We start from the raw sequence: 22,697 nt of genomic DNA, 5'->3' as shown, positions 1-22,697 counted from the left end.
CTATTTAGTGCAAGGCCAACGACATGACAGACACCCAGAACAAGAACTACATCATTGCCCTGGACCAGGGTACGACCAGTTCGCGGGCCATCATTTTCGACCGTGATGCCAACGTGGTTGGCACCTCGCAGCGCGAATTCGCACAGCACTACCCACAAGCCGGCTGGGTCGAGCACGACCCGATGGAAATCTTCGCCACCCAGAGCGCGACCATGGTCGAAGCCCTGGCCCAGGCAGGCCTGAGCCACGACCAGGTAGCCGCCATCGGTATCACCAACCAGCGTGAAACCACCGTGGTGTGGGACAAGGAAACCGGTCGTCCGGTGTACAACGCCATCGTCTGGCAATGCCGGCGCAGCACCGAGATCTGCGAACAGCTCAAGCGTGACGGCCTGCAGGACTACATCCGCGAAACCACCGGCCTGGTCACCGACCCGTACTTCTCCGGCACCAAGCTCAAGTGGATCCTCGACAACGTCGAAGGCGCCCGCGAGCGCGCCGAGCGTGGCGACCTGCTGTTCGGCACTGTCGACAGCTGGCTGATCTGGAAATTCTCCGGCGGCAAGGTCCACGTCACCGACTACACCAACGCCTCGCGCACCATGCTCTTCAACATCCACACCCTTCAGTGGGACGAGAAGATGCTCGAGGTGCTGAACATCCCTCGGCAGATGCTGCCCGAAGTGCGCAGCTCCTCGGAAGTCTACGGCCGCACCAAGAGCGGTATCGCCATTGCCGGTATCGCTGGCGACCAGCAGGCCGCGCTGTTCGGCCAGATGTGCGTGGAGCCCGGCCAGGCCAAGAACACCTACGGCACCGGCTGCTTCCTGCTGATGAACACCGGCGACAAGGCGGTCAAATCTTCCCACGGCCTGCTCACCACCATCGCCTGCGGCCCTCGCGGCGAAGTGGCCTACGCCCTGGAAGGCGCCGTTTTCAACGGCGGTTCCACCGTGCAGTGGCTGCGTGACGAGCTGAAGATCGTCAACGACGCCCACGACACCGAATACTTCGCCAGCAAGGTCAAAGACAGCAACGGCGTGTACCTGGTACCGGCCTTCACCGGCCTGGGCGCACCGTACTGGGACCCCTACGCCCGTGGCGCGCTGTTTGGCCTGACCCGCGGGGTCAAGGTCGATCACATCATCCGCGCGGCGCTGGAGTCGATCGCCTACCAGACCCGCGACGTACTCGACGCCATGCAGCAGGACTGCGGCCAGCGCCTGAGCGAGCTGCGGGTCGATGGTGGTGCTGTAGCCAACAATTTCCTCATGCAGTTCCAGGCCGACATCCTCGGCACCTGCGTCGAGCGCCCGCAAATGCGTGAAACCACTGCCCTCGGCGCGGCCTACCTGGCGGGCCTGGCCTGCGGTTTCTGGGGCAGCCTGGATGAACTGCGCGGCAAGGCAATCATCGAGCGCGAGTTCACCCCGCAACTGGACGAAGTGCAGAAAGAGAAGCTGTACGCCGGCTGGCTGAAGGCCGTGGATCGCACGCGCGATTGGGAACCGCACGAGGAGTGAGCAGTAGAAACAAGCTGTAAGCTACAAGCTGCAAGCGTGTAGGCCACGAATCATCTTGTGGCTTGCAGCTTGCAGCTTGAGCTGTTTTCATGGCGCAATTTGCCCGGCTGCCCCAAAGGACCGCCCATGAATCTGCCCCCTCGCCAACAACAAATCCTCGAACTGGTCCGCGAACGCGGCTATGTCAGTATCGAAGAAATGGCGCAGCTGTTCGTCGTCACCCCGCAAACCATCCGCCGTGATATCAACCAACTGGCGGAGGTCAATCTGCTGCGCCGTTACCACGGTGGCGCAGCCTACGACTCCAGCATCGAAAACACCGCCTACGCCATGCGCGCCGACCAGATGCGCGATGAAAAACAGCGTATCGCCGAAGCCATTGCTGCGCAGATCCCCGACCACGCCTCGCTATTCATCAACATCGGCACGACCACCGAATCCATCGCCCGCGCCCTGCTCAACCACAACCACCTGAAAATCATCACCAACAACCTGCACGTGGCTTCGATCCTCAGTGCCAAGGATGATTTCGAAGTGCTGCTGGCCGGCGGCAATGTACGTCGCGACGGCGGCGTGGTCGGCCAAGCCAGTGTCGACTTCATCAACCAGTTCAAGGTCGACTTCGCCCTGGTCGGCATTAGCGGCATCGATGAAGACGGCAGCCTGCTGGATTTCGACTATCAGGAAGTGCGGGTATCCCAGGCAATAATCGCCAATGCCCGCCAGGTGATCCTCGCCGCCGACTCGAGCAAGTTCGGCCGTAATGCCATGGTGCGCCTGGGTTCGATCAGCCTGATCGACTGCCTGGTGACCGACCAGGCACCAGTGCCCGCCCTCAGCCAACTGCTCAACCAGTACAAGATCCGCCTCGAAGTGGTCTGAGCCGCCGCAAGCTGCCATCGCAACGATGGCAGCTCGAATGTTCGTTATTTTTCATTTATTTGTCATCTGATCAGTATTTTCTATGGGAAGTGACTGGCGAGCAGCATTCTGTTGCGCTAGTATTTTCGAAAGTGAACATTAATGTTCAGATTCGATGTCGGAAAGACCTTCAGGAGGCCACCCGTGTCCCAATCCAGCGTGTCATCGCCCGCCCTTGCCGAAATCTATGACCTCGCCGTAATCGGCGGTGGCATCAATGGTGTGGGGATTGCCGCCGATGCAGCCGGACGCGGTCTTTCCGTGTTCCTTTGTGAAAAGGACGACCTGGCCAGCCATACCTCCTCGGCCAGCAGCAAGCTGATCCACGGCGGCCTGCGCTACCTCGAACATTACGAATTCCGCCTGGTGCGTGAAGCCCTGGCCGAGCGCGAAGTGCTGCTGGCCAAGGCGCCGCATATCGTCAAGCCGATGCGCTTCGTCCTGCCGCACCGCCCGCACCTGCGCCCGGCATGGATGATCCGCGCCGGCCTGTTCCTCTACGATCACCTGGGCAAGCGCAAGCAGCTCGGCGCTTCGCGCAGCCTGCGCTTCGGCCCGGGCAATCCGCTCAAACCGGCGATCACCCGTGGTTTCGAATATGCCGACTGCGCCGTAGACGACGCCCGCCTGGTAGTGCTCAACGCCATGGCCGCCCGTGAAAAAGGCGCCGATATTCGTACTCGCACCCGCTGCACCAGCGCCCGCCGGGTCGATGGTGTGTGGAACGTGCAGCTGGAAAACGCCGACGGCAGCCAGCAGTCGATCCAGGCCCGTGCCCTGGTCAATGCGGCCGGCCCGTGGGTGGCCAAGTTCATCCAGGACGACCTCAAGCTCGACGCGCCATATGGCATCCGCCTGATCCAGGGCAGTCACCTGATCGTGCCGAAGCTGTACGACGGCGAACATGCCTACATCCTGCAGAACGAAGACCAGCGCATCGTCTTCGCCATTCCGTACCTGGAACGCTTCACCCTGATCGGCACCACCGACCGCGAATACACTGGCGACCCGGCGAAAGTGGCAATCACCGAGGGCGAGACCGATTACCTGCTGAAAGTGGTCAACGAGCACTTCAATCACCAGCTCAGCCGCGCCGATATCCTCCACACCTATGCCGGAGTTCGTCCGTTGTGCAACGACGAGTCCGACAACCCGTCGGCCGTTACCCGCGACTACACCCTGGCGCTGTCGGCCAGCACTGGCGAAGCACCGCTGTTGTCGGTATTCGGTGGCAAACTGACCACCTACCGCAAACTGGCCGAGTCGGCGATGGCCGAGCTGGCCCCGTTCTTCACCCAGATGCGCGGTAGCTGGACGGCTACCGCCCCTCTGCCGGGCGGCGAAGACATGAGCACCCCGCAAGCGCTGGTCGATGCCATCCTGGCCCGCTACGGCTGGTTGCCCGCCGAAATCGCCAAGCGCTGGGCACGTACCTATGGCAGCCGCGTGTGGCGCCTGCTGGAAGGCGTACAAGGCCCGGAAGACCTGGGTGAGGCGATTGGCGGCGGCTTGTTCACCCGTGAGGTGGATTACCTGTGCAGTGAGGAATGGGCGGTGAATGCCGATGACATCCTCTGGCGCCGGAGCAAGCTGGGGCTGTTCACTACCGCAGCTGAACAACAGGCTTTGCAGGACTATCTTCAGCGCCTGGAGCTGAATCGCGCGCGGGTTCAAGCTGCCTAGTCGCTGACCAACATCGCGGGGCAAGCCCGCTCCTACACTGGGAGCGGGCTTGCCCTCGGACGCGGCCCATCATTCGGATTTCCGAACACCAAACCCCGCCGCATTCGGCCATCCGGACGAATCCTACCTCCCGCAAACCGTCAAAAAAGATTAATCCCCCGATTTTTCATGGCGTTATGATCGAAATCAGGGCTTGGCACGAGTCATGCTCTACACTCAGTACCCGAATGCGCAAACCGCTTCACTGCAGTGTTCGCTGAACGAAAGAGCCGGCCAACGGCTCCATAAAAAAAACAACGTCGAGGAAATTTTGATGCGTATCGTTCCCCATCTGTTGGGCGCCGCTGTTGCGGCCGCTTTGATCAGTGCGCCAGCCTTCGCTGCCGAACTGACCGGCACCCTGAAAAAGATCAACGAGTCGGGCACCATTACCCTGGGGCACCGCGACGCTTCCATTCCGTTCTCCTACATCGCCGACGCTTCGGGCAAACCCGTCGGTTACTCCCATGACATCCAGCTGGCAATCGTCGAGGCCCTGAAAAAGGACCTGAACAAGCCGGACCTGAAGGTCAAATACAACCTCGTCACCTCCCAGACCCGTATCCCGCTGGTACAGAACGGCACCGTTGACGTCGAATGTGGTTCGACCACCAACAACGTCGAGCGCCAGCAGCAGGTCGCCTTCTCGGTCGGTATCTTCGAAGTCGGTACCCGCCTGCTGACCAAGGCAGAAGACGGCAAGCCGGAAAACGCCAAGTACAAGGACTTCCCGGACCTGGCCGGCAAGAACGTGGTCACCACCGCCGGTACCACTTCCGAGCGCATCCTCAAGGCCATGAACGCCGACAAGCAGATGAAGATGAACGTCATCTCGGCCAAGGACCACGGCGAGTCGTTCCAGATGCTCGAGTCCGGCCGCGCCGTGGCCTTCATGATGGACGACGCGCTGCTCGCCGGTGAAATGGCCAAGGCCAAGAACCCGAAAGGCTGGGCAATCGTCGGTACGCCGCAGTCCTATGAAATCTACGGCTGCATGGTCCGCAAGGACGACCCGGCGTTCAAGGCTGCCGTCGACAAGGCCATCGTCGAGCTCTACAAGTCGGGCGAGATCAACAAGATCTACGACAAGTGGTTCAACCAGCCAGTCCCACCTAAAGGCCTGAACCTGCAGTTCCCGATGAGCGACGAGCTCAAGGCGCTGATCGCCAATCCTACCGACAAAGCTGCAGACGAAAAGAAGTCCTGATCCCCAGCTAGTTAGTGTCTAACCTTTCATCCGAGGGCGCCTTGCGCCCCCGGATGCTCGAAGGTGCCCGTGAAACAACTGATCTGAGGGGAGATCCCGATGAATTACAACTGGGACTGGGGCGTATTCTTCAAGTCCACTGGCGTCGGCAGCGAAACCTATCTGGACTGGTATATCACCGGCCTGGGCTGGACCATCGCCATTGCCATTGCCGCCTGGATCATCGCATTGCTGCTGGGTTCGGTACTCGGCGTCATGCGTACTGTGCCGAACCGTCTGGTATCGGGCATTGCCACCGCCTACGTGGAACTCTTTCGTAACGTACCGCTGCTGGTGCAGCTGTTCATCTGGTACTTCCTGGTGCCCGACCTGCTGCCGGAGAACCTGCAGGAGTGGTACAAGCAAGACCTCAACCCGACCACCTCGGCACTGATCAGTGTGGTCGTCTGCCTGGGCCTGTTCACCGCTGCGCGGGTTTGCGAACAAGTGCGTACCGGTATCCAGGCGTTGCCCCGCGGCCAGGAAGCCGCCGCCCGCGCCATGGGCTTCAGCCTGCCGCAGGTGTACTGGAACGTGCTGCTGCCGCAAGCCTACCGGATCATCATTCCGCCACTGACCTCGGAATTTTTGAACGTGTTCAAGAACTCCTCGGTGGCCTCGCTGATCGGCCTGATGGAGCTGCTGGCGCAAACCAAGCAGACCGCCGAGTTCTCGGCCAACCTGTTTGAAGCCTTCACCCTGGCCACCCTGATTTACTTCACCCTGAACATGGGCCTGATGCTGCTGATGCGCATGGTCGAGAAAAAAGTCGCGGTACCCGGACTGATCTCCGTGGGGGGCAAATAATGGACTTCAGTGGAATCATCCCTGCCCTGCCGGGCCTGTGGAACGGCATGGTCATGACCCTGCAACTGATGGTCATGGGCATTGTCGGCGGTATCGTGCTCGGCACCATCCTGGCCCTGATGCGCCTGTCGTCGAGCAAGCTGCTGTCGAATTTTGCCGGCGCCTACGTCAACTACTTCCGCTCCATCCCGCTGCTGCTGGTCATCACCTGGTTCTACCTGGCGGTGCCGTTCGTGCTGCGCTGGATCACCGGCGAAGACACCCCGGTCGGGGCCTTCACCTCTTGCGTCGTGGCGTTCATGATGTTCGAGGCGGCGTATTTCTGTGAAATCGTCCGTGCCGGCGTGCAGTCGATCTCCAAGGGCCAGATGGGCGCCGCCCAGGCCCTGGGCATGACCTACGGCCAGACCATGCGCCTGATCATCCTGCCCCAGGCGTTTCGCAAGATGACCCCGCTGCTGCTGCAGCAGAGCATCATCCTGTTTCAGGATACCTCGCTGGTGTACACCGTCGGCCTGGTCGACTTCCTCAACTCGGCACGGGCCAGTGGCGACATCATCGGGCGCTCCAATGAGTTCCTGGTGTTTGCCGGCGCCGTGTACTTCGTCATCAGCTTCTCCGCTTCCTTCCTGGTCAAGCGTCTGCAGAAAAGGATAACCGTATGATCTCCATCAAGAACGTCAACAAGTGGTACGGGGACTTCCAGGTTCTGACCGACTGCAACACCGAGGTCAAGAAAGGCGAAGTGGTCGTGGTCTGCGGCCCGTCGGGCTCGGGCAAGTCGACCCTGATCAAGTGCGTCAACGCCCTGGAACCCTTCCAGAAGGGTGACATCATCGTCGACGGCACCTCGATTGCAGACCCCAAGACCAACCTGCCCAAGCTGCGCTCGCGGGTCGGCATGGTGTTCCAGCATTTCGAGCTGTTCCCGCACCTGACCATCACCGAAAACCTGACCATTGCCCAGCGCAAGGTGTTGGGCCGCAGCGAAGCCGAAGCGACCAAGAAGGGCCTGGCCCTGCTCGAGCGCGTCGGCCTCAGCGCCCACGCCAAGAAGCACCCGGGGCAACTGTCCGGTGGCCAGCAGCAACGTGTGGCCATTGCCCGCGCCCTGTCGATGGACCCGATCGTCATGCTGTTCGACGAACCGACCTCGGCACTGGACCCGGAAATGGTCAGCGAAGTACTGGACGTAATGGTCGAGCTGGCCCATGAAGGCATGACCATGATGTGCGTGACCCACGAAATGGGCTTCGCCCGCAAGGTCGCCAACCGGGTGATCTTCATGGACAAGGGCAACATCATCGAAGACTGCACCAAGGAAGAATTCTTTGGTGACCAGAGCGTACGCGACCAGCGTACCCAGCACTTCCTCAGCAAGATCCTGCAACACTGAGGTCACAACGCTGCTTGTCCGGTGTACGCCGGGCAGGCAGCGCTGTTAGTTACCGGGCTACTGTGATGAAATGCGACCCTACGCTCTTTCGCCCTGCCAAGCCTGCCCTTGCCGTGAAACCCCGTCTGATCCGCCAACTGCTGTTACCGCCACTGATCATCCTGCTGATGATCGGTCTGGGCGTGGCCGGTTTCATGATCAGCGAACACAACGGCATCCGCACCTTGAGCGAAAACGGCGAGCGCCAGCTCGAGCTGCACGCGCGCGCGGTCGAGAGCGAGATCAGCAAGTACACCTACCTGCCGAGCCTGCTGGAGCTTGAAAACAACGTTTCCAACCTGCTCACCGAAGCCGATGGCGAACACCGCCAGGCGGTCAACGAATACCTTGAAGGCCTGAACCGCCGCAGCCGTAGCCGGGCGATCTTCGTCCTCGACACCACCGGCCGGGTCCAGGCCACCAGCAACTGGCGCGATGTCGACAGTTTCCTCGGTGAAGACCTGTCGTTCCGCGCCTATTTCCAGGACGCCGTGCGTGGCCAGCCAGGGCGCTTCTACGGCATCGGCAGCACCACCGGCGAGCCGGGTTATTTCCTTGCCCACGGCCTCGAAGAACACGGCAAGATCATTGGTGTAGCGGTGATCAAGGTGCGCCTGGAGGCCATGGAAGAACGCTGGCAACGGGCACGCCTTGAAGCTTTTGTCAGCGACGAGAACGGCATCATCATCCTCTCCAGCGACCCGGCGCGGCGGCTCAAGTCGGTGCGCCCGCTGACCCCGGAAATCAAGGAGCGCCTGGCGCGCAGCCTGCAGTATTACTGGTGGCCGCTGAATGAACTGGAACCGCTGTCGCGAGAGAAAATCGCCGACGGTGTCGAGAAGCTGAGCTTCCCGGCCAATGCCGAACTCGGCGACGGCCGCCGCGAAGTGGCTTATCTCGCGCAAACCCGGCGCCTGAGCGATACGCCCTGGCACTTCACCCTGCTCACGCCCTTGCAGGACCTGCGCCGCGAATCCATGGTCCAGGGCATCCTGGTCGGCGTCGCCTTTGCCTTGCTGGCCATCCTGCTGATTGCCTGGAACGAACGGCGCAAGGTGATTGCCACCCGCCTGGCCGCTCGTGAAGCGCTGGAAGAAGCCAACAGTCAACTGGAACGCAAGATCGCCGAACGCACTGCCGACCTGCGCGCCAGCAACGAACGCCTCAAGGGCCAGATCCGCGAACGCCGGCATGCCGAACAGACTTTGCGCCACGCCCAGGATGAACTGGTCCAGGCCGGCAAGTTGGCAGCCATCGGCCAGATGTCGACCAGCATCGCCCATGAACTGAACCAGCCGCTGGCCGCCCTGCGCACCTTGTCAGGCAACAGCGTGCGCTTCCTCGAACGCGGCGCGCTGGAAACCGTCAGCACCAACCTGCGCACCATGAACGACCTGATCGACCGCATGGGCCGTATCACTGCCAGCCTGCGCTCCTTCGCCCGCCGCGGTGAAGACAGCGGCAAGGCCTCGCTGAGCAAGGCCGTCGAGGCCAGCCTGCAGGTGCTGGGCAACCGCATCGCCGGCTGCCATTTGCAGCTGCACAGCAACTACGAAGACCAGAAGCTGGCTATCGACCAGACCCGCCTGGAGCAAATCCTGGTCAACCTGATCGGCAACGCCCTCGATGCCATGGCCGCACAACCCATGCCGCAACTGTGGCTGGAAGGCGAGCTGCTGGGCGACAAATACCGCCTGCGGGTGCGCGACAACGGTCACGGCATCGATGACGAAACGCGCAAGCACCTGTTCGAACCGTTTTTCACCACCAAACCGGGAGAGCACGGCCTGGGCCTGGGCCTGACCCTGTCTGCCAGCCTCGCCGCCGCCGCCAAGGGCAGCCTCAGCGTCGAACATCCCGCCACTGGCGGTACCGCGTTCGTGCTTAGCCTGCCGCTGGTCAATGCCCCCACAGAATCAGCCGAGTCCCTATGAACCAAGCGCCCCTTACCGTCCTGATCGTCGAAGACGACCCGCATGTGCTGCTCGGCTGCCAGCAGGCGCTGGCGCTGGAAGACATCGCCTGCGAAGGCGTCGGCAGCGCCGAAGAAGCCCTGCAGCGCATCGGCGATGACTTTGCCGGCATCGTTGTCAGCGATATCCGCCTGCCCGGCATCGATGGCCTGGAACTGCTCAGCCGCTTGAAAGCCCGCGACCGCAGCCTGCCGGTGGTGCTGATCACCGGCCACGGCGACATCGACATGGCGGTCGGTGCCATGCGTAACGGCGCTTACGACTTCATGGAAAAACCCTTCGCCCCGGAACGCCTGGTCGAAGTGGTGCGTCGTGCCCTGGAACAACGCGGCCTGTCCCGCGAAGTGTTCGCCCTGCGCCGCCAACTGGCCGGGCAAAGCACCCTTGAAGGGCGCATCATCGGCCGTTCGCCGGCCATGCAGAACCTGCGCGAACTGATCGCCAACGTCGCCGATACCTCGGCTAACGTGCTGATCGAAGGCGAGACCGGCACCGGCAAGGAACTGGTCGCCCGCTGCCTGCACGATTTCAGCCGCCGCCAGGGCGCGCCGTTCGTGGCGCTCAACTGCGGCGGCCTGCCGGAGAACCTGTTCGAGAGCGAAATCTTCGGCCACGAGGCCAACGCCTTTACCGGCGCCGGTAAACGGCGGATCGGCAAGATCGAGCACGCCAACGGCGGCACGTTGTTCCTCGACGAAGTCGAAAGCATGCCACTCAACCTGCAAATCAAGCTGTTGCGTGTATTGCAGGAGCGCACCCTGGAGCGCCTGGGCTCGAACCAGAGCATTGCCGTCGATTGCCGGGTGATCGCCGCGACCAAGTCCGATCTCGACGCCCTGGGCCAGAGCGGGCAGTTCCGTAGCGACCTGTACTACCGGCTGAACGTGGTGACCCTGGAGCTGCCGCCACTGCGCGAGCGCCGTGAAGACATCCTGCAACTGTTCGAACACTTCCTGCAGCAGTCGTCCCTGCGCTTTGACCGGGAAACCCCGCAACTGGACAGCCAGACCCTGTCGCGGCTGATGGCCCACGACTGGCCGGGCAACGTGCGCGAACTGCGTAACGTCGCCGAGCGCTACGCCCTGGGCCTGCCCGCATTCAAGAAGGCCGGGGCCAGTGCCAACCAGGGCCTGGGCTTTGCCGAGGCGGTCGAGGCCTTCGAGCGCAATCTGCTCAGCGATGCCTTGCAGCGCACCGGCGGCAACCTCAGCCAGGCGAGCCAGGAGCTGGGCATGGCCAAGACCACGCTGTTCGACAAAGTGAAAAAATATGGCCTGGGCTAACCGGCCGGTGAAACGGGACAAGACGTGGACCTGATACTCAAAGCCTGCCTGGGCGCTGCCGTGGTGGTGATCCTTGCCGCCCTGGCGAAGACCCGCAACTACTATATTGCCGGCCTGGTGCCGCTGTTCCCGACCTTCGCCCTGATCGCCCACTACATCGTCGGCAAGGGCCGCTCGCTGGATGACCTGAAGACCACCATCCTGTTCGGCATGTGGTCGATCATCCCCTACTTCGTCTACCTGGCGGCGCTGTACCTGCTGGTCGATCGCCTGCGCCTGGAGGCTTCGCTGGCCCTGGCGGCGGTGGCCTGGCTGGTGGCGGCGACGGTGCTGGTGAGTGTCTGGGTCAGGCTGCATTAAAGCTCTTGGGGGCTACTTCGTAGCCCATCGCCGGCAAGACCGGCTCCCACAAAATCCGGTGCATGCAGATCCTGTAGGAGCGGGCTTGCCCCGCGATCAGTACACCGCCAGATGGGTATCGGCCAGCCGTTGCGTCTTCAGATAGGGCAGCACCGCACCCAGCAACGGCCCCTTGAACTGCTCCTGAAAACGATGGGCCAGGCCCGGAATCAGCCGTAACTGGCTGCCCTTGATGTGCGCAGCCAGGTGCACACCGTGCATCACCGGCAGCAGCGGGTCGGCGGTGCCGTGCACGACCAGGGTCGGCAGGCGCAGGGTGTTGAGCATCTCGACCCGGCTCTGTTCGGCCAGGATCGCCATGATCTGGCGCTTGACCCCTTCGGGATTGAAGGCGCGGTCATAGGCAAGCGCCGCCTGCTCGAGCAGCGCCTGGCGGTCATCCTCGACCTCGGGGCTACCCAGGGCCGCCAGCAGGTCGGCCTGCTGCTCAAGCGCCACCTCGCGATTCGGCGCGCCACGCCGGGCCAGCAACTGCACCAGCGCCGGGTTCGGTGCCGGCAAGCCCTGGGCACCGGAACTCGACATGATCAGGGTCAGGCTCTCGACCCGCTCCGGCGCCTGCGCCGCCAGGTGCTGGGCGATCATCCCGCCCATGCTCACGCCCATGACATGAAAGCGCCGCACCTGCAGGGCATCCATCAGCCCCAGGCCGTCTTCGGCCATATCGCTCAGGGTGTAAGGCGCGGCCACCGGCAGGCCGAGCTTGTAGCGCAGCAGCTCGAAGGTCAGGTTGGCGCCGTTGGGGGCCTGGTTCCAGCTGGACAGGCCGACATCGCGATTGTCGTAGCGGATCACCCGAAAGCCCTGCTGACAGAGGGCGACCACCACTTCATCGGGCCAGTGGATCAGTTGCCCGCCCAGGCCCATGACCAGCAGCAAAGCCGGGTCCGAATCGCGGCCGATACTCTGATACGCCAGGCTGACCTGCGAAAGCTCGACCCGTTCGGTCGGCACGCTGACGTCGCAACGCGACGCCGCAAAAGAAGGAACGGCGCACATCAGCGCCAGAAAAAAAGCAAAAGCCCGCATGAGCGAAACACCAGAATGCAAATCCCCAGTAGAGCGCGAGTCTGATGAACTTCGTTCAAGCGCGCTGCCACAGTTGCGTGACAGTTTGATGAATGGTGCCCAACGGCAACCCGCCGTATTTATGTACCGCACCCACCGGTTCAACCCCACGCCCAATGTGAACGCCACTCCCGGCATAACTTCACGTTTGGGATACCGCCATGAGCGACTTGCCTGAAACCCTCGCCCCCCTGTCCTTTTCCCCGGTGGATTTCATTTCAGCCAACCACCACGACAGCTCCTTGCTGCTCGATGCCAGCAAGCGCTGGAAAGACCATCGCGATACCTTCACAGCCCTGGTTGCACAAGCACCCGGCGTTCACCAGACACTCCAGGACCTGGTGCGCGAACAGCTTGGTGTCGATCCGCTGGGCACAGCCCTGCGATTTCGCGTTTCTGCGACGCTCGACAGCGACGTCAGCCTGGTCGCCCTTGCACTACACACGCGCCAGTATCCCCAGCCGCCCGCCGACCTCGACCAACACGCCCAGGTCACAGGCCTGGCCCCCGACCATCCGACCTTGCGCCTGACACCCACGCAACTGCTCGCCAGGCTTGCTCAACTGGACCTTCCCGCAGCGGTCCGACGAGCGTGGGATCATTACTGGCAAGCGCGGGCCTCGGACACCGCCGTCAGCCGCCGCACCCATGCCCTGAACCAGTACCTGGAGGTGTTCAGGGCCTGTTGGGATGTGGCGCGGGCAACCGGCCAATTCGATACTCAACAGCAGCGCGCGGTCAATGGCGTGCTCGAGAACCCTGAATGGCTTCGCCAGGAAGGCAAACGTATCGATATCCAGACACTCTCGATTGACGGGCAGGTAATGCCGGGGGCGCTGCTGTTCAACATCGAAGACGAACCGCAACTGACGCTGTATCGCCCCCACAGCGGCTTCACTAGCCACGCATCGCCGGCGGATCTGGAAGCAACCCTCGGCACCACCACCTCCAGCATCAGCCATGAAAGCAACGACAGCCTCTCGGCCGGCTTCACCCCGCTGTTCAACAACCTTCTCAATGAACGCTTGAACGCGCTGGACTTCAAGCCCGGGGCAGATATCCGAGTATTTGGCGAGCTTGCGCTGTCGATGGTTCACTGGGTCGATACCCAACAGCGCGACTCAGCCGTACTGAGCTGGCCGCCGGCCATTGAATTGACAGACAGCGAAGAGACCCTGGCGCGCTCCTTCTACGATTTTGGCAACTTGAGCATCGACATCCCCTACCCCGTGCGCCTGCAACAGATCAAAGCCCAGCAGACGCTGATGGCCAACCTTGCCGAAAACGATCTACAAACGCTCAAGCTTCATCAGCAAGCCCTGAGCGATGCCTGCCAACAAGCAGAACAGGCCGCTGAGCAACAACTGCAAACCAGGGCCTGGTACAAAGACGCATCCCCAGCGGCCAGTGATGCGTTGCTCCAGGCCCATCACCTGGGCTTGCGCGCCCATGCCCGTTTTCAGAACCTGCTGGGACAAATCGATAACGAAGAATTGAGGTGGCTCGAAAGCCTTCTCGATCAGCCCGAAACCTTTCCGCGCCAGGGCTCCAGCATCATCGCCGCGCATCCGGTGCTCAGCTCGACGCCGATGGACGATGGCGCCGAAACCGCCACCACCCTGCGCGACTGCCTGGTGGTGACCCTGCAGAGCGAGGATGAACAGCACAGCCTGCTACTGTACTGGCCAGGCGAAGCCGGCGGATTGCTGCGCTGCGCCAGCCTCGACGAGCTGGCACGCTGCTTTGCGGCCAGCGCTGAGGATCACCAGTCGCTTAGCCTGTGCCCGGTGACCGGTGATGTCCTGGCCCAGGTCCTCGCCCATCATCTCGCCCATGCCAAGGCGGCGCTGGCCACCGCGCAATCACCCTCGCAGGTGAACGAAGCGCTGGCGCAACACCTGAAGGTCCCTCGTCACAGCGCGCGCGAACTTGCCTTCAACCTGATTCTCGAACAGGAAACCAGCGCTACCTTGAGCGGCCTGTCCTTCGACTGGCTGGCAGACCTGTCCATCAACGATCGCCAGGCACTGAAGACAAGCACCCTCGATTTCGTTGCCGCCATGCACCGCGCCCAGGCCCTGGTCGCCCGCGACCTGCCCAATCGCGCGCTGTTCTGCCGCCAGCACGTCAGCCAGCGCCTGAAGCGCGACTTCCCTGCCTACGATGACAGCCCGATCACCCTGGACTTACCGCAAAGCGCCTCCCGGGTCCGCGTGCCCGTCAACAGTACAAGCCCCCAGGGCATCGGGGTAAAGCCTGAACTCAGGCCCAGCAGCCAACGGGTAACCCTGACCCTGGAGGAGCTGTTGCTGGAGAACGTCGATGACGCGGTGAAAGATCGGCTGAGTTTTCTCAGGCTGCAACTGCAGACAGCCGACCAGCACCTTGCACAACAGCTCAAGGACGGCATCGACAAAACCTACCTGATCGACCTGGCCCGCGACCTCGACCTGGCCCGGAAATACGAGGACAGGATCACCGAGGTTTATCGGGGGACTCACGAAAGCGCTTTCCCCCGGGCCTATCGCCGCCAATGCCTGGGCGAGCCTTTCCGTCAGATGCTCAAGATGCACAGTATCCAGGCCAGGGCCAAGGGCGAGCTGGATGACCAGGGCCAAACGATCTTCGACATCGCCATCGATGCCGACAGCGCCGCGGCCTACCTGGCCGACGGTCACGACATTCGCCTGATCCCCGCCCGGCTGACCGCAGGGGGCGAGGATACCGACAGCTACGGCACCACGCTGTCCGGGGTGACCTTCGTCAACGACCAGACAAGCGGCATCACCATTCTTTACCGCCCCGAGCATCCGAGCCGCCTGGTGCGCCAGTACCGCAGCCTGGAAGAAGCCCGCGCCGGCCTGTATGACCTGAGCAAACAAAGCGGCGAAATCGACTACCTTGCCGGTCGCGCCTTGCTCGGCAATCCGCTGGCACACCGCTTGCGGATGCGCCAGGCCATCGAGCATCATTTCGAAGGCATTATCGGCCTGGGCTCGGCATGGCCCTCGACCACCTCCCTGGCCCAGCACCTGCTCGACGCTCAAGGCGGCCGGATACTGGAAGCCCATCGCGCAACCTCACGCTCGAACAGCGACCTGTGGCTGGAGAACTTTGCCTACCAGAGCGGCATGATCTTCAACTACATCAAGATGGCGCTGGGTTTCATTCCGGTAATCGGGACCGTCGTCAGCGTCTACGACTTCTTCGAAGCCAGTGCCCGTCTGGTCCGGGCGTTGCAGCAGAATGAGGTGTACAAGGCACTGGAGGCCCTGGAACAGGTGCTGCTGGCCTTCGTCGATGCCGCCATCGACCTGCTGCCAGGCCTGCCCCTCAAAGCCTTGAGCGCCCGCCAGCTGACCCGCCAGCGCCAGTTGCAGGTGCTGCAGGCAGGCCCGGCGGCGGGCTTTGCGCCCGCTACCGTCAGCACCAGCCGACGCCTGTCGCGCTTTGAAGGTTATGAGTATCAGGCGCCTCTGTCATTGAGCGGAATCGAGCCGGGCCGCAGCGGCAAGTACAAAGGCATCTACCAGCACGCCGAAGGCGATTTCATCCTGGTCGGCGACCGTCCCTGCCAAGTGGAATGGCTGGAGACGGAACACACCTGGCGTCTTCGCGGCACGCAGTTCAAGACCTGGCGGAAGAACATCGCGCTGAATGAAAACGGCCGATGGGATACCCATTTCGCCTTGTACGGCGTTCACCTGCGCGGCGGTGGTGCTGGCGGCGGGCAGATTCTTGGCCGACTGGCCGATCAGCTGGAGCCCCATTGGCCGGTAGCCATCCGCGAGCGGCTGCCGCGTGTCTGGGTAGACCGACACTACCGGCGCCAACTGCAGCTGAATACTGAAAGCCTGGAGAATGAAGCTCGGCTTCAAGCTGCTTTACAACGCACCAACACCAGTTTCGAGGCGTTCGAGAATGCCACGCCACAAGCTCAGCAGGCTTCGCTCGAAACAATGAAAGCAAACTGCCAGGCCGATATAGCTGCGGCGAACAAAGCCTATGACACCTGGGATGAGTTGCAAAAAATCAGTCTCAGGGCGGTAAAACAAACGTGCATGACACAAAAGGCGCGCTCAGCCAGAGTTGTGTGTGATCGATTGCTGAACTTGATCGCCCTGTCCAAACAACAGACGCTGCACAGCTTCTATGAAGCGCTGGCGATTCGCGCCCGGCTGGCGGAGCTGGACGATCTGGTCGATCAGGCGCCCTGGTTGCGACAACTGCGCAGCAAATCGCTGAAGCTTGTGGAGGCCAAACAACGGATGCTTGAGCATAAGCAGGAGCTGGACACCTGGTTCCCGTTGGCAACGGCTCCAGCTCAACCTCAAGTAAGAAACCGCGCGGCAGAGTTCAAGAGGCAACTGGCCGCCATCAAGGCCGAGTTTTCCGACCGCATCATGACCATTGAACGTCAAGAGCGCGACCCCAACGAGTTCAACACACAATTGAATGAAGCCAATAGCCAATTCGCGGAAAAGCTCTCAAGTCTGGCGGCACGCTTTGAAGGCACTGCACAGTACCTGGGAGAGGTCGCAAGTCACGAGTTCCTCAGAAACTCATACCGGCGGCTGGAGAAACACTTCAATGACTCGTTCTTCACCTTCTACAACACCCCACACTTGATGATCCTGGCACAAAAGTACGCCAATACCTCTGTCATCGCAGATTTCTACTCAGGGCGATTACTAACCATCGAAGGCGAAGTGCACTTGATACAGGGGACCTTGTCGGAACTGAATGAAGTACCCAACAGCGCGGTTCAACGTCGAGCGATCCAGACCGAAGCCCAACGCATCTACCGCCAGTACAAGCTTGAACTGCAAAGCACCCGCGCCAGCTTCCCCGAGCTGTTTGACGAACACTACTTGGAGATGCTGTACGAAAATCTCGACAAGTTGATCCTGCAGACCGACAAGGCGATCCAGCGCTTGCCCGGCCTACGCCCTGATCGTGGACAAGACAGTGGTCCGCGCCTGTTCCAGGTAGAGGACGATCGTTTTTACATCGGCGATTACACCCCTGCCAGAGGCAATGCTCCAGAGCTGATCACCGTCCATAACGCTGAAGGCAGTATCATCAGGCGTTTTGAACCTGTGGGTGAGCGCTGGCGGCCACAGCCGCTGGCAACGCAGTCACGACCGCATGAACTGCGTGACCTCAGGCAGACAGCCGCCCAGTTGATTCAGGAGCTGGACAGCTTCCGTCGGCGGGTGCGCGGATACATCAGACCCGACACCCTGCCGGCGGACCTTGAAGACATGATGATCACCAAGGCCGTCGAGCTGGAAAGCTGCGCAACCCGAATCGAAGCAATAGGCGGCAACGCGGCGGATACGACCGGGCTGCGCACCCAGGCGGCACGATTGCGCCAGGATGGCATCCAGTTGCGCATCGAGCAGATAAAGGTCAGCCCCCGCCCCAATGAAGGCCATCTTGCTTACCTCGATGATCAGCAACAGATCAGCATTCGCAGACTGGGTGAACGCCAGATGCTCAAAGCCCGCGACTACCTGCTGGAGTACGAGATTCGGGACCTGCAGTCAGCCGGCGAGCCAGTCCTGTGGTATGCCCACTTCCACTACCGTGGCCTGGATACTCCGTTCGAGAACTTCAGTGCCGCCCATCTCAAACGGGCCGTGGACCGCAAGAAGGGGCCCGAGTGGCAACAGTCCCAGGCTAGCGCCGGGAGCACGCTGGAAGAGATCTGGCGCGGCGCGATTCGTCAAGAAACAGCAACCCGCTATTTCGCCGCCCTTTAACCCCTGAATGCACCGGCGAGCCACAAGGCTCGCCGGTGCCTGTCTCACGCCAGCTCGCTGCGCAATTGCCGCGCCGCCGCTACCATGTTCACCAGCGCCGCTTCCGTCTCCGGCCAGGCGCGGGTCTTCAGGCCGCAGTCCGGGTTGACCCACAAGCGTTCGGCCGGGATACGCTTGACCGCCTTGCTCATCAGCTGGACCATCTCGGCAGTGTCCGGCACCCGTGGCGAGTGGATGTCATAGACGCCCGGGCCAATGTCGTTGGGGTAGTCGAAGGCTTCAAAGGCTTCCAGCAGTTCCATGTCCGAGCGCGAGGTCTCGATGGTGATGACGTCGGCGTCCATGGCGGCGATCGCTTCGATCACATCGTTGAACTCGCTGTAGCACATGTGGGTGTGGATCTGGGTTTCATCGCGCACACCGCTGGAGCACAGGCGGAACGCTTCCACCGCCCAGTCCAGGTACGCCTGCCACTGCGCACGGCGCAGCGGCAGGCCTTCACGGAATGCGGCTTCGTCGATCTGCACGATCTTGATGCCAGCGGCTTCCAGGTCCTGCACTTCGTCACGGATGGCCAGGGCCAGTTGCTCGGCCTGAACCTTGCGCGACACGTCTTCACGCGGGAACGACCACATCAGCATGGTGACCGGGCCGGTCAGCATGCCTTTCATGACCTTGCTGGTCAGGCGCTGGGCGTATTCGATCCAGGCCACGGTCATGGCCTGCGGGCGGTTGAGGTCGCCATAGATGATCGCCGGTTTCACGCAACGCGAACCGTAGCTCTGGACCCAGCCGTAACGGGTGAAGGCATAACCGTCCAGTTGCTCGGCAAAGTACTCGACCATGTCGTTGCGCTCGGCTTCACCGTGCACCAGCACATCCAGGCCCAGGCGCTCCTGCACCTGCACGGCATGGCGGATCTCGCTGTGCATGGCGTCGGTGTAGTCGTTGGCCGAGAGTTTGCCCTGCTTGTAGGCTTGACGCGCCAGGCGGATCGCCGAGGTCTGTGGGAAAGAACCGATGGTGGTGGTCGGGAACGCCGGCAGTTGCAGGCGCTGACGCTGGGCTTCGATACGCTGGGCGAAGGCCGACTGGCGCTGGCTGTCGGCAGCGGTCACGGCGGCCAGGCGGGCCTGAACCTGCGGCTTGTGAATGCGTGGTGATTCGGCACGGCGCTTCTGTACGGCGCGGCTGTTGCTCAGGGCGTTCTGCACGGCAGGCAAGTGCGGATTGTCCAGGGCCTTGGCCAGCACGGCGATTTCCTCGCACTTCTGCACGGCAAAGGCCAGCCAGCTTTTCAGTTCGGCATCGAGCTTGTCTTCCCGGCCGAGGTCCACCGGGCTGTGCAGCAGCGAACAGGAGCCGGCCACCCAGAGGTTGGCACCAAAGCGTTGCTGGGCTTGTTGCAGCTGCTCCAGCGCCTTGTCCAGGTCACAGCGCCAGACGTTGCGGCCGTTGACCACACCCAAGGACAGCACTTTATAGGTAGGCAGGCGATCGAGTACCGCCGGCAGTTGTTCCGGTGCGCGCACCAGGTCAATATGCAGGCCATCCACCGGCAGGCCGACGGCCAGGCCGAGGTTGTCCTCCAGGCCGCTGAAGTAGGTGGCGACCAGCTTCTTCAGGGGCGAGTACTGCAGGATGTGGTAAGCACGTTCGAAGGCGTTCTTCCATTCCTGCGGCAGGTCAAGGCCGAGGATCGGCTCGTCGATCTGCACCCACTCCACGCCCTGGCGCGACAGGCGGCTGAGGATTTCGCCGTACACCGGCAGCAGCCGCTCAAGCAGGTCGAGCTTGTCGAACTCGCCGCCCTTGGCCTTGCCCAGCCACAGGTAGGTCAGCGGGCCGATCAGCACCGGCTTGACCGCGTGGCCGAGGGCCTGGGCTTCGGCCACTTCATCGAACAGCTGTTCCCAACTGAGCAAAAAGCGCTGGTCGGCGCTGAATTCCGGGACCAGGTAGTGATAGTTGGTGTCGAACCACTTGGTCAGCTCTTGCGCATATTGCGTCTGGCCGTGGCTACCGCCGCAGCAGGTGCTGGCGCCACGAGCCATGGCGAACAGGGTGTCGAGGGTCGGCAGGCCATTGTCGCCCCTGACCTGGGCGAAGCGCTCGGGGATCGCCCCGAAGGTCAGCGAGTGGGTCAGGACCTGGTCGTACCAGGCAAAATCGCCGACCGGCAGCAGTTCGATACCGGCGTCTTTCTGCAGCTGCCAGTGGCGGGCGCGCAGTTCGCGGCCAACAGCCTCGAGACCTGCCTGATCGAGATCGCCTTTCCAGTAGGCTTCTTGCGCTTTTTTCAGTTCGCGGTCAGCGCCGATGCGCGGGAAACCAAGGTTGTGGGCCAATGCCATGAGAAAACGTCCTCCCTGTAAAAGATGACGCTATTGTCGACAGCCAGACCAACATGAGACAAACTCAATAAATTCGTGTTCATCTCAAAGTTTACTCATGGAGCCCCTCGGTGCTGGAAATTCGTCACCTGAAAACCCTGCACGCCCTGCGCGAAGCCGACAGCCTGGTCGAGGCCGCCGAACGCCTGCACCTGACCCAGTCGGCGCTGTCCCATCAGTTCAAGGAGCTGGAAGAGCGCCTGGGCATGCCGCTGTTCATGCGCAAGACCAAGCCGCTGCGCTTCACCAGCGCCGGCCTGCGCCTGCTGCAGCTGGCCGATGCCACCCTGCCGCTGCTGCGCGGCGCCGAGCGCGACATCGCCCGCCTGGCCGGTGGCACCGCCGGGCGCCTGCACATGGCCATTGAATGCCACAGCTGCTTCCAGTGGCTGATGCCGACCATCGACCAGTTCCGCGATGCCTGGCCGGAGGTCGAGCTGGACCTGGCCTCGGGTTTTGCCTTCGCCCCGCTGCCAGCCCTGGCCCGTGGCGATCTGGACCTGGTGGTGACCTCCGACCCGCTGGAGCTCAGCGGCATTACCTACGTGCCGCTGTTCACCTACGAAGCCATGCTCGCCGTGGCCAACCAGCACCCGCTGGCGCACAAGCCGTACATGGTGCCGGAAGACCTGGCCACGGAAACCCTGATCACCTACCCGGTGGAGCGCGACCGCCTGGACATCTTCACCCGCTTCCTGGAGCCGGCCGACGTCGAGCCGGCGCAGGTGCGCACAGCCGAGCTGACAGTGATGATGATGCAACTGGTGGCCAGCGGCCGCGGGGTCTGCGGCATGCCGCACTGGGCCCTGCACGAGTACAGCTCGCGCGGTTACGTGAAGGCCAAGCGCCTGGGTGAGAAAGGCCTGTTTGCCACGCTGTACGCGGCGGTGCGCAGCGACATGCTCGATGCGCCATACATGCGCGACTTCCTGCTGACCGCCAAGGATACGTCCTTCTCCACCCTCGACGGCGTCAGCGCGGTACGTTGAGCCTTATACGGTCCGGCGCTGCTCCTGCACCAGGCGCAGCGCCAGGCCGGCCAGGACGAAGCCCATCACGTAGCGCTGCAGCATCAGCCACAGCGGGTAACGCACGAACCAACCGGCAATGCCGGCGGCGAACAGGGCAATCAGCAGGTTGACCGAGAAGCTCACGGCGATCTGGGTCAGGCCCAGGGCCAGGCTCTGCGCCAGCACCGAACCGTTTTCCGGCGAGATGAACTGTGGCAGCACCGAAAGGTAGAACACCGCCACCTTGGGGTTCAGCACGCTGGTCAGAAAGCCCATCAGCACCAGCTTGCGCGGGGAATCCGGGGCCAGTTCACGGGGCTCGAACGGCGAGCGGGCACCGGGCTTGACTGCCTGCCAGGCCAGCCACATCAAGTAGCCGGCACCGGCCCACTTGAGCAGGTCGTAGGCCAGCGGCACGGCCATGAACAAGGCGGTCAGGCCAATGGCTGCGGCGCTCATGTGCACCAGAAAGCCGCCCACCACGCCGAGCAACGAGGTTACCCCGGCCGTGCGGCCCTGGCAGATCGAACGGGAAATCAAATAAATCATGTTCGGCCCCGGGGTCAGGACCATCAGCAGCGCGGCGCCGATAAACAGCAGCCATTCATGGGTGGGGATCATCGGCATTCCTTTGCAAGTGAGATCAGGCAGGGGTTGTAGTTAACTGCCGGTACAGGGGCAGAATCAAGTCCCGTGTGAGCGGAGCCAGCTCAAGGGTCAGTTGCTTGCGTGCCGAGATCCACACCACTTCTTCGATTTCTGCGGCGGGCTCGACCGGCATGGCGGTGTGCACCTTGAAAATCTCGGCCTGGACTACAAAACCCGGCTCGTTGGCGGCCGGGGCACTGAACTGGCCCAGATACTCGGCGTCGTGCGGCTCGATCGCCAGGCCCAGTTCTTCGAACAGCTCGCGGGCCAGGGCATTGACCGGCTGCTCGTCGGCCTCGATCTTGCCGCCAGGCTGCATGAACGCCTGGGTACCGCGCTTGCGCACCAGCAGGGTACGGCCTTGCGGGTCAAGCAGGAGGGCAGCGGCGATGCGGATGGTTTTGCTCATGGGACGCTCGTGAACGGGAAAGCGCGCAAGGATCACATGTTGGCGGGGGCCTTTCAATGGTGGAGCGGGCTTGC

Annotated in this window: 16 protein-coding genes; 12 read left to right on the top strand and 4 right to left on the bottom strand. The window is 62.3% G+C overall.

Annotation, left to right across the window (positions count from 1 at the left end; genetic code table 11):
• Window positions 1–23: 23 nt before the first annotated feature.
• From glpK to JV241A_RS05530, 10 genes are all read left to right on the top strand, one after another.
• Window positions 24–1,523, top strand: a complete 1,500-nt coding sequence (glpK, locus tag JV241A_RS05575) for a glycerol kinase GlpK (RefSeq protein ID WP_115085614.1) — start codon at window positions 24–26, stop codon at window positions 1,521–1,523.
• 126 nt (window positions 1,524–1,649) lie between these two features.
• Window positions 1,650–2,405 carry a DeoR/GlpR family transcriptional regulator gene (locus tag JV241A_RS05570; RefSeq protein WP_045197716.1) on the top strand — a complete coding sequence of 252 codons (756 nt, stop codon included), beginning with the start codon at window positions 1,650–1,652 and terminating at the stop codon, window positions 2,403–2,405.
• Window positions 2,406–2,588: 183 nt separating this feature from the next.
• The gene (gene glpD, locus JV241A_RS05565) at window positions 2,589–4,127 is read left to right on the top strand and encodes a glycerol-3-phosphate dehydrogenase (protein WP_134061534.1); all 1,539 of its coding nucleotides are present in this window, start codon (window positions 2,589–2,591) and stop codon (window positions 4,125–4,127) included.
• Between the two features lie 313 nt (window positions 4,128–4,440).
• On the top strand, window positions 4,441–5,373 hold the full coding sequence (locus JV241A_RS05560) for a glutamate/aspartate ABC transporter substrate-binding protein (RefSeq protein ID WP_115085612.1): 933 nt from the start codon (window positions 4,441–4,443) through the stop codon (window positions 5,371–5,373).
• Window positions 5,374–5,472: 99 nt separating this feature from the next.
• On the top strand, window positions 5,473–6,219 hold the full coding sequence (locus JV241A_RS05555; protein ID WP_115085611.1) for an amino acid ABC transporter permease: 747 nt from the start codon (window positions 5,473–5,475) through the stop codon (window positions 6,217–6,219).
• A complete protein-coding gene (locus JV241A_RS05550) occupies window positions 6,216–6,884 on the top strand; it encodes an ABC transporter permease subunit (protein WP_166675653.1) in 669 nt (222 codons plus the stop codon). The genes JV241A_RS05555 and JV241A_RS05550 overlap by 4 nt, the downstream gene beginning before the upstream one ends.
• On the top strand, window positions 6,881–7,615 hold the full coding sequence (locus JV241A_RS05545) for an amino acid ABC transporter ATP-binding protein (RefSeq protein ID WP_115085609.1): 735 nt from the start codon (window positions 6,881–6,883) through the stop codon (window positions 7,613–7,615). The genes JV241A_RS05550 and JV241A_RS05545 overlap by 4 nt, the downstream gene beginning before the upstream one ends.
• Window positions 7,616–7,680: 65 nt before the next feature.
• On the top strand, window positions 7,681–9,588 hold the full coding sequence (locus JV241A_RS05540; protein WP_115085608.1) for an ATP-binding protein: 1,908 nt from the start codon (window positions 7,681–7,683) through the stop codon (window positions 9,586–9,588).
• The gene (locus JV241A_RS05535; protein ID WP_115085607.1) at window positions 9,585–10,910 is read left to right on the top strand and encodes a sigma-54 dependent transcriptional regulator; all 1,326 of its coding nucleotides are present in this window, start codon (window positions 9,585–9,587) and stop codon (window positions 10,908–10,910) included. Before JV241A_RS05540 ends, JV241A_RS05535 begins: the two co-directional genes overlap by 4 nt.
• A 33-nt stretch (window positions 10,911–10,943) precedes the next feature.
• The gene (locus tag JV241A_RS05530; protein ID WP_162195932.1) at window positions 10,944–11,270 is read left to right on the top strand and encodes a GlpM family protein; all 327 of its coding nucleotides are present in this window, start codon (window positions 10,944–10,946) and stop codon (window positions 11,268–11,270) included.
• Between the two features lie 96 nt (window positions 11,271–11,366).
• Here JV241A_RS05530 and JV241A_RS05525 read toward each other — a convergent pair whose 3' ends face one another.
• A complete protein-coding gene (locus JV241A_RS05525) occupies window positions 11,367–12,359 on the bottom strand; it encodes an alpha/beta hydrolase (RefSeq protein ID WP_115085606.1) in 993 nt (330 codons plus the stop codon).
• A 200-nt stretch (window positions 12,360–12,559) separates the two neighbouring features.
• Between JV241A_RS05525 and JV241A_RS05520 the strand changes: the two genes are divergently transcribed.
• Entirely contained in the window at window positions 12,560–18,163 is a 5,604-nt protein-coding gene (locus JV241A_RS05520; protein ID WP_134061532.1) for a DUF6543 domain-containing protein, read from the top strand.
• A gap of 44 nt (window positions 18,164–18,207) precedes the next feature.
• On the opposite strand, the gene metE is transcribed toward JV241A_RS05520, so the two are convergent.
• Window positions 18,208–20,517, bottom strand: a complete 2,310-nt coding sequence (gene metE / locus JV241A_RS05515; protein WP_115085604.1) for a 5-methyltetrahydropteroyltriglutamate--homocysteine S-methyltransferase — start codon at window positions 20,515–20,517, stop codon at window positions 18,208–18,210.
• A 110-nt stretch (window positions 20,518–20,627) separates the two neighbouring features.
• Here metE and metR point away from each other — a divergent pair, with 110 nt between their 5' ends.
• Window positions 20,628–21,545 carry a transcriptional regulator MetR gene (metR, locus tag JV241A_RS05510; RefSeq protein WP_045197692.1) on the top strand — a complete coding sequence of 306 codons (918 nt, stop codon included), beginning with the start codon at window positions 20,628–20,630 and terminating at the stop codon, window positions 21,543–21,545.
• Window positions 21,546–21,548: 3 nt separating this feature from the next.
• Here the strand turns inward: metR and JV241A_RS05505 are convergent, their stop codons facing one another.
• Entirely contained in the window at window positions 21,549–22,187 is a 639-nt protein-coding gene (locus JV241A_RS05505) for a LysE family translocator (RefSeq protein ID WP_115085603.1), read from the bottom strand.
• A gap of 22 nt (window positions 22,188–22,209) precedes the next feature.
• Window positions 22,210–22,623 (bottom strand): NUDIX domain-containing protein, encoded by a 414-nt coding sequence (locus tag JV241A_RS05500; RefSeq protein ID WP_115085602.1) that lies wholly within the window; start codon window positions 22,621–22,623, stop codon window positions 22,210–22,212.
• Window positions 22,624–22,697: the final 74 nt, after the last annotated feature.

This window comes from Pseudomonas sp. JV241A (genome assembly GCF_900275665.1).
Classification (GTDB): domain Bacteria; phylum Pseudomonadota; class Gammaproteobacteria; order Pseudomonadales; family Pseudomonadaceae; genus Aquipseudomonas; species Aquipseudomonas wadenswilerensis.
This window is presented reverse-complemented; position numbering and strand designations above follow the sequence as displayed.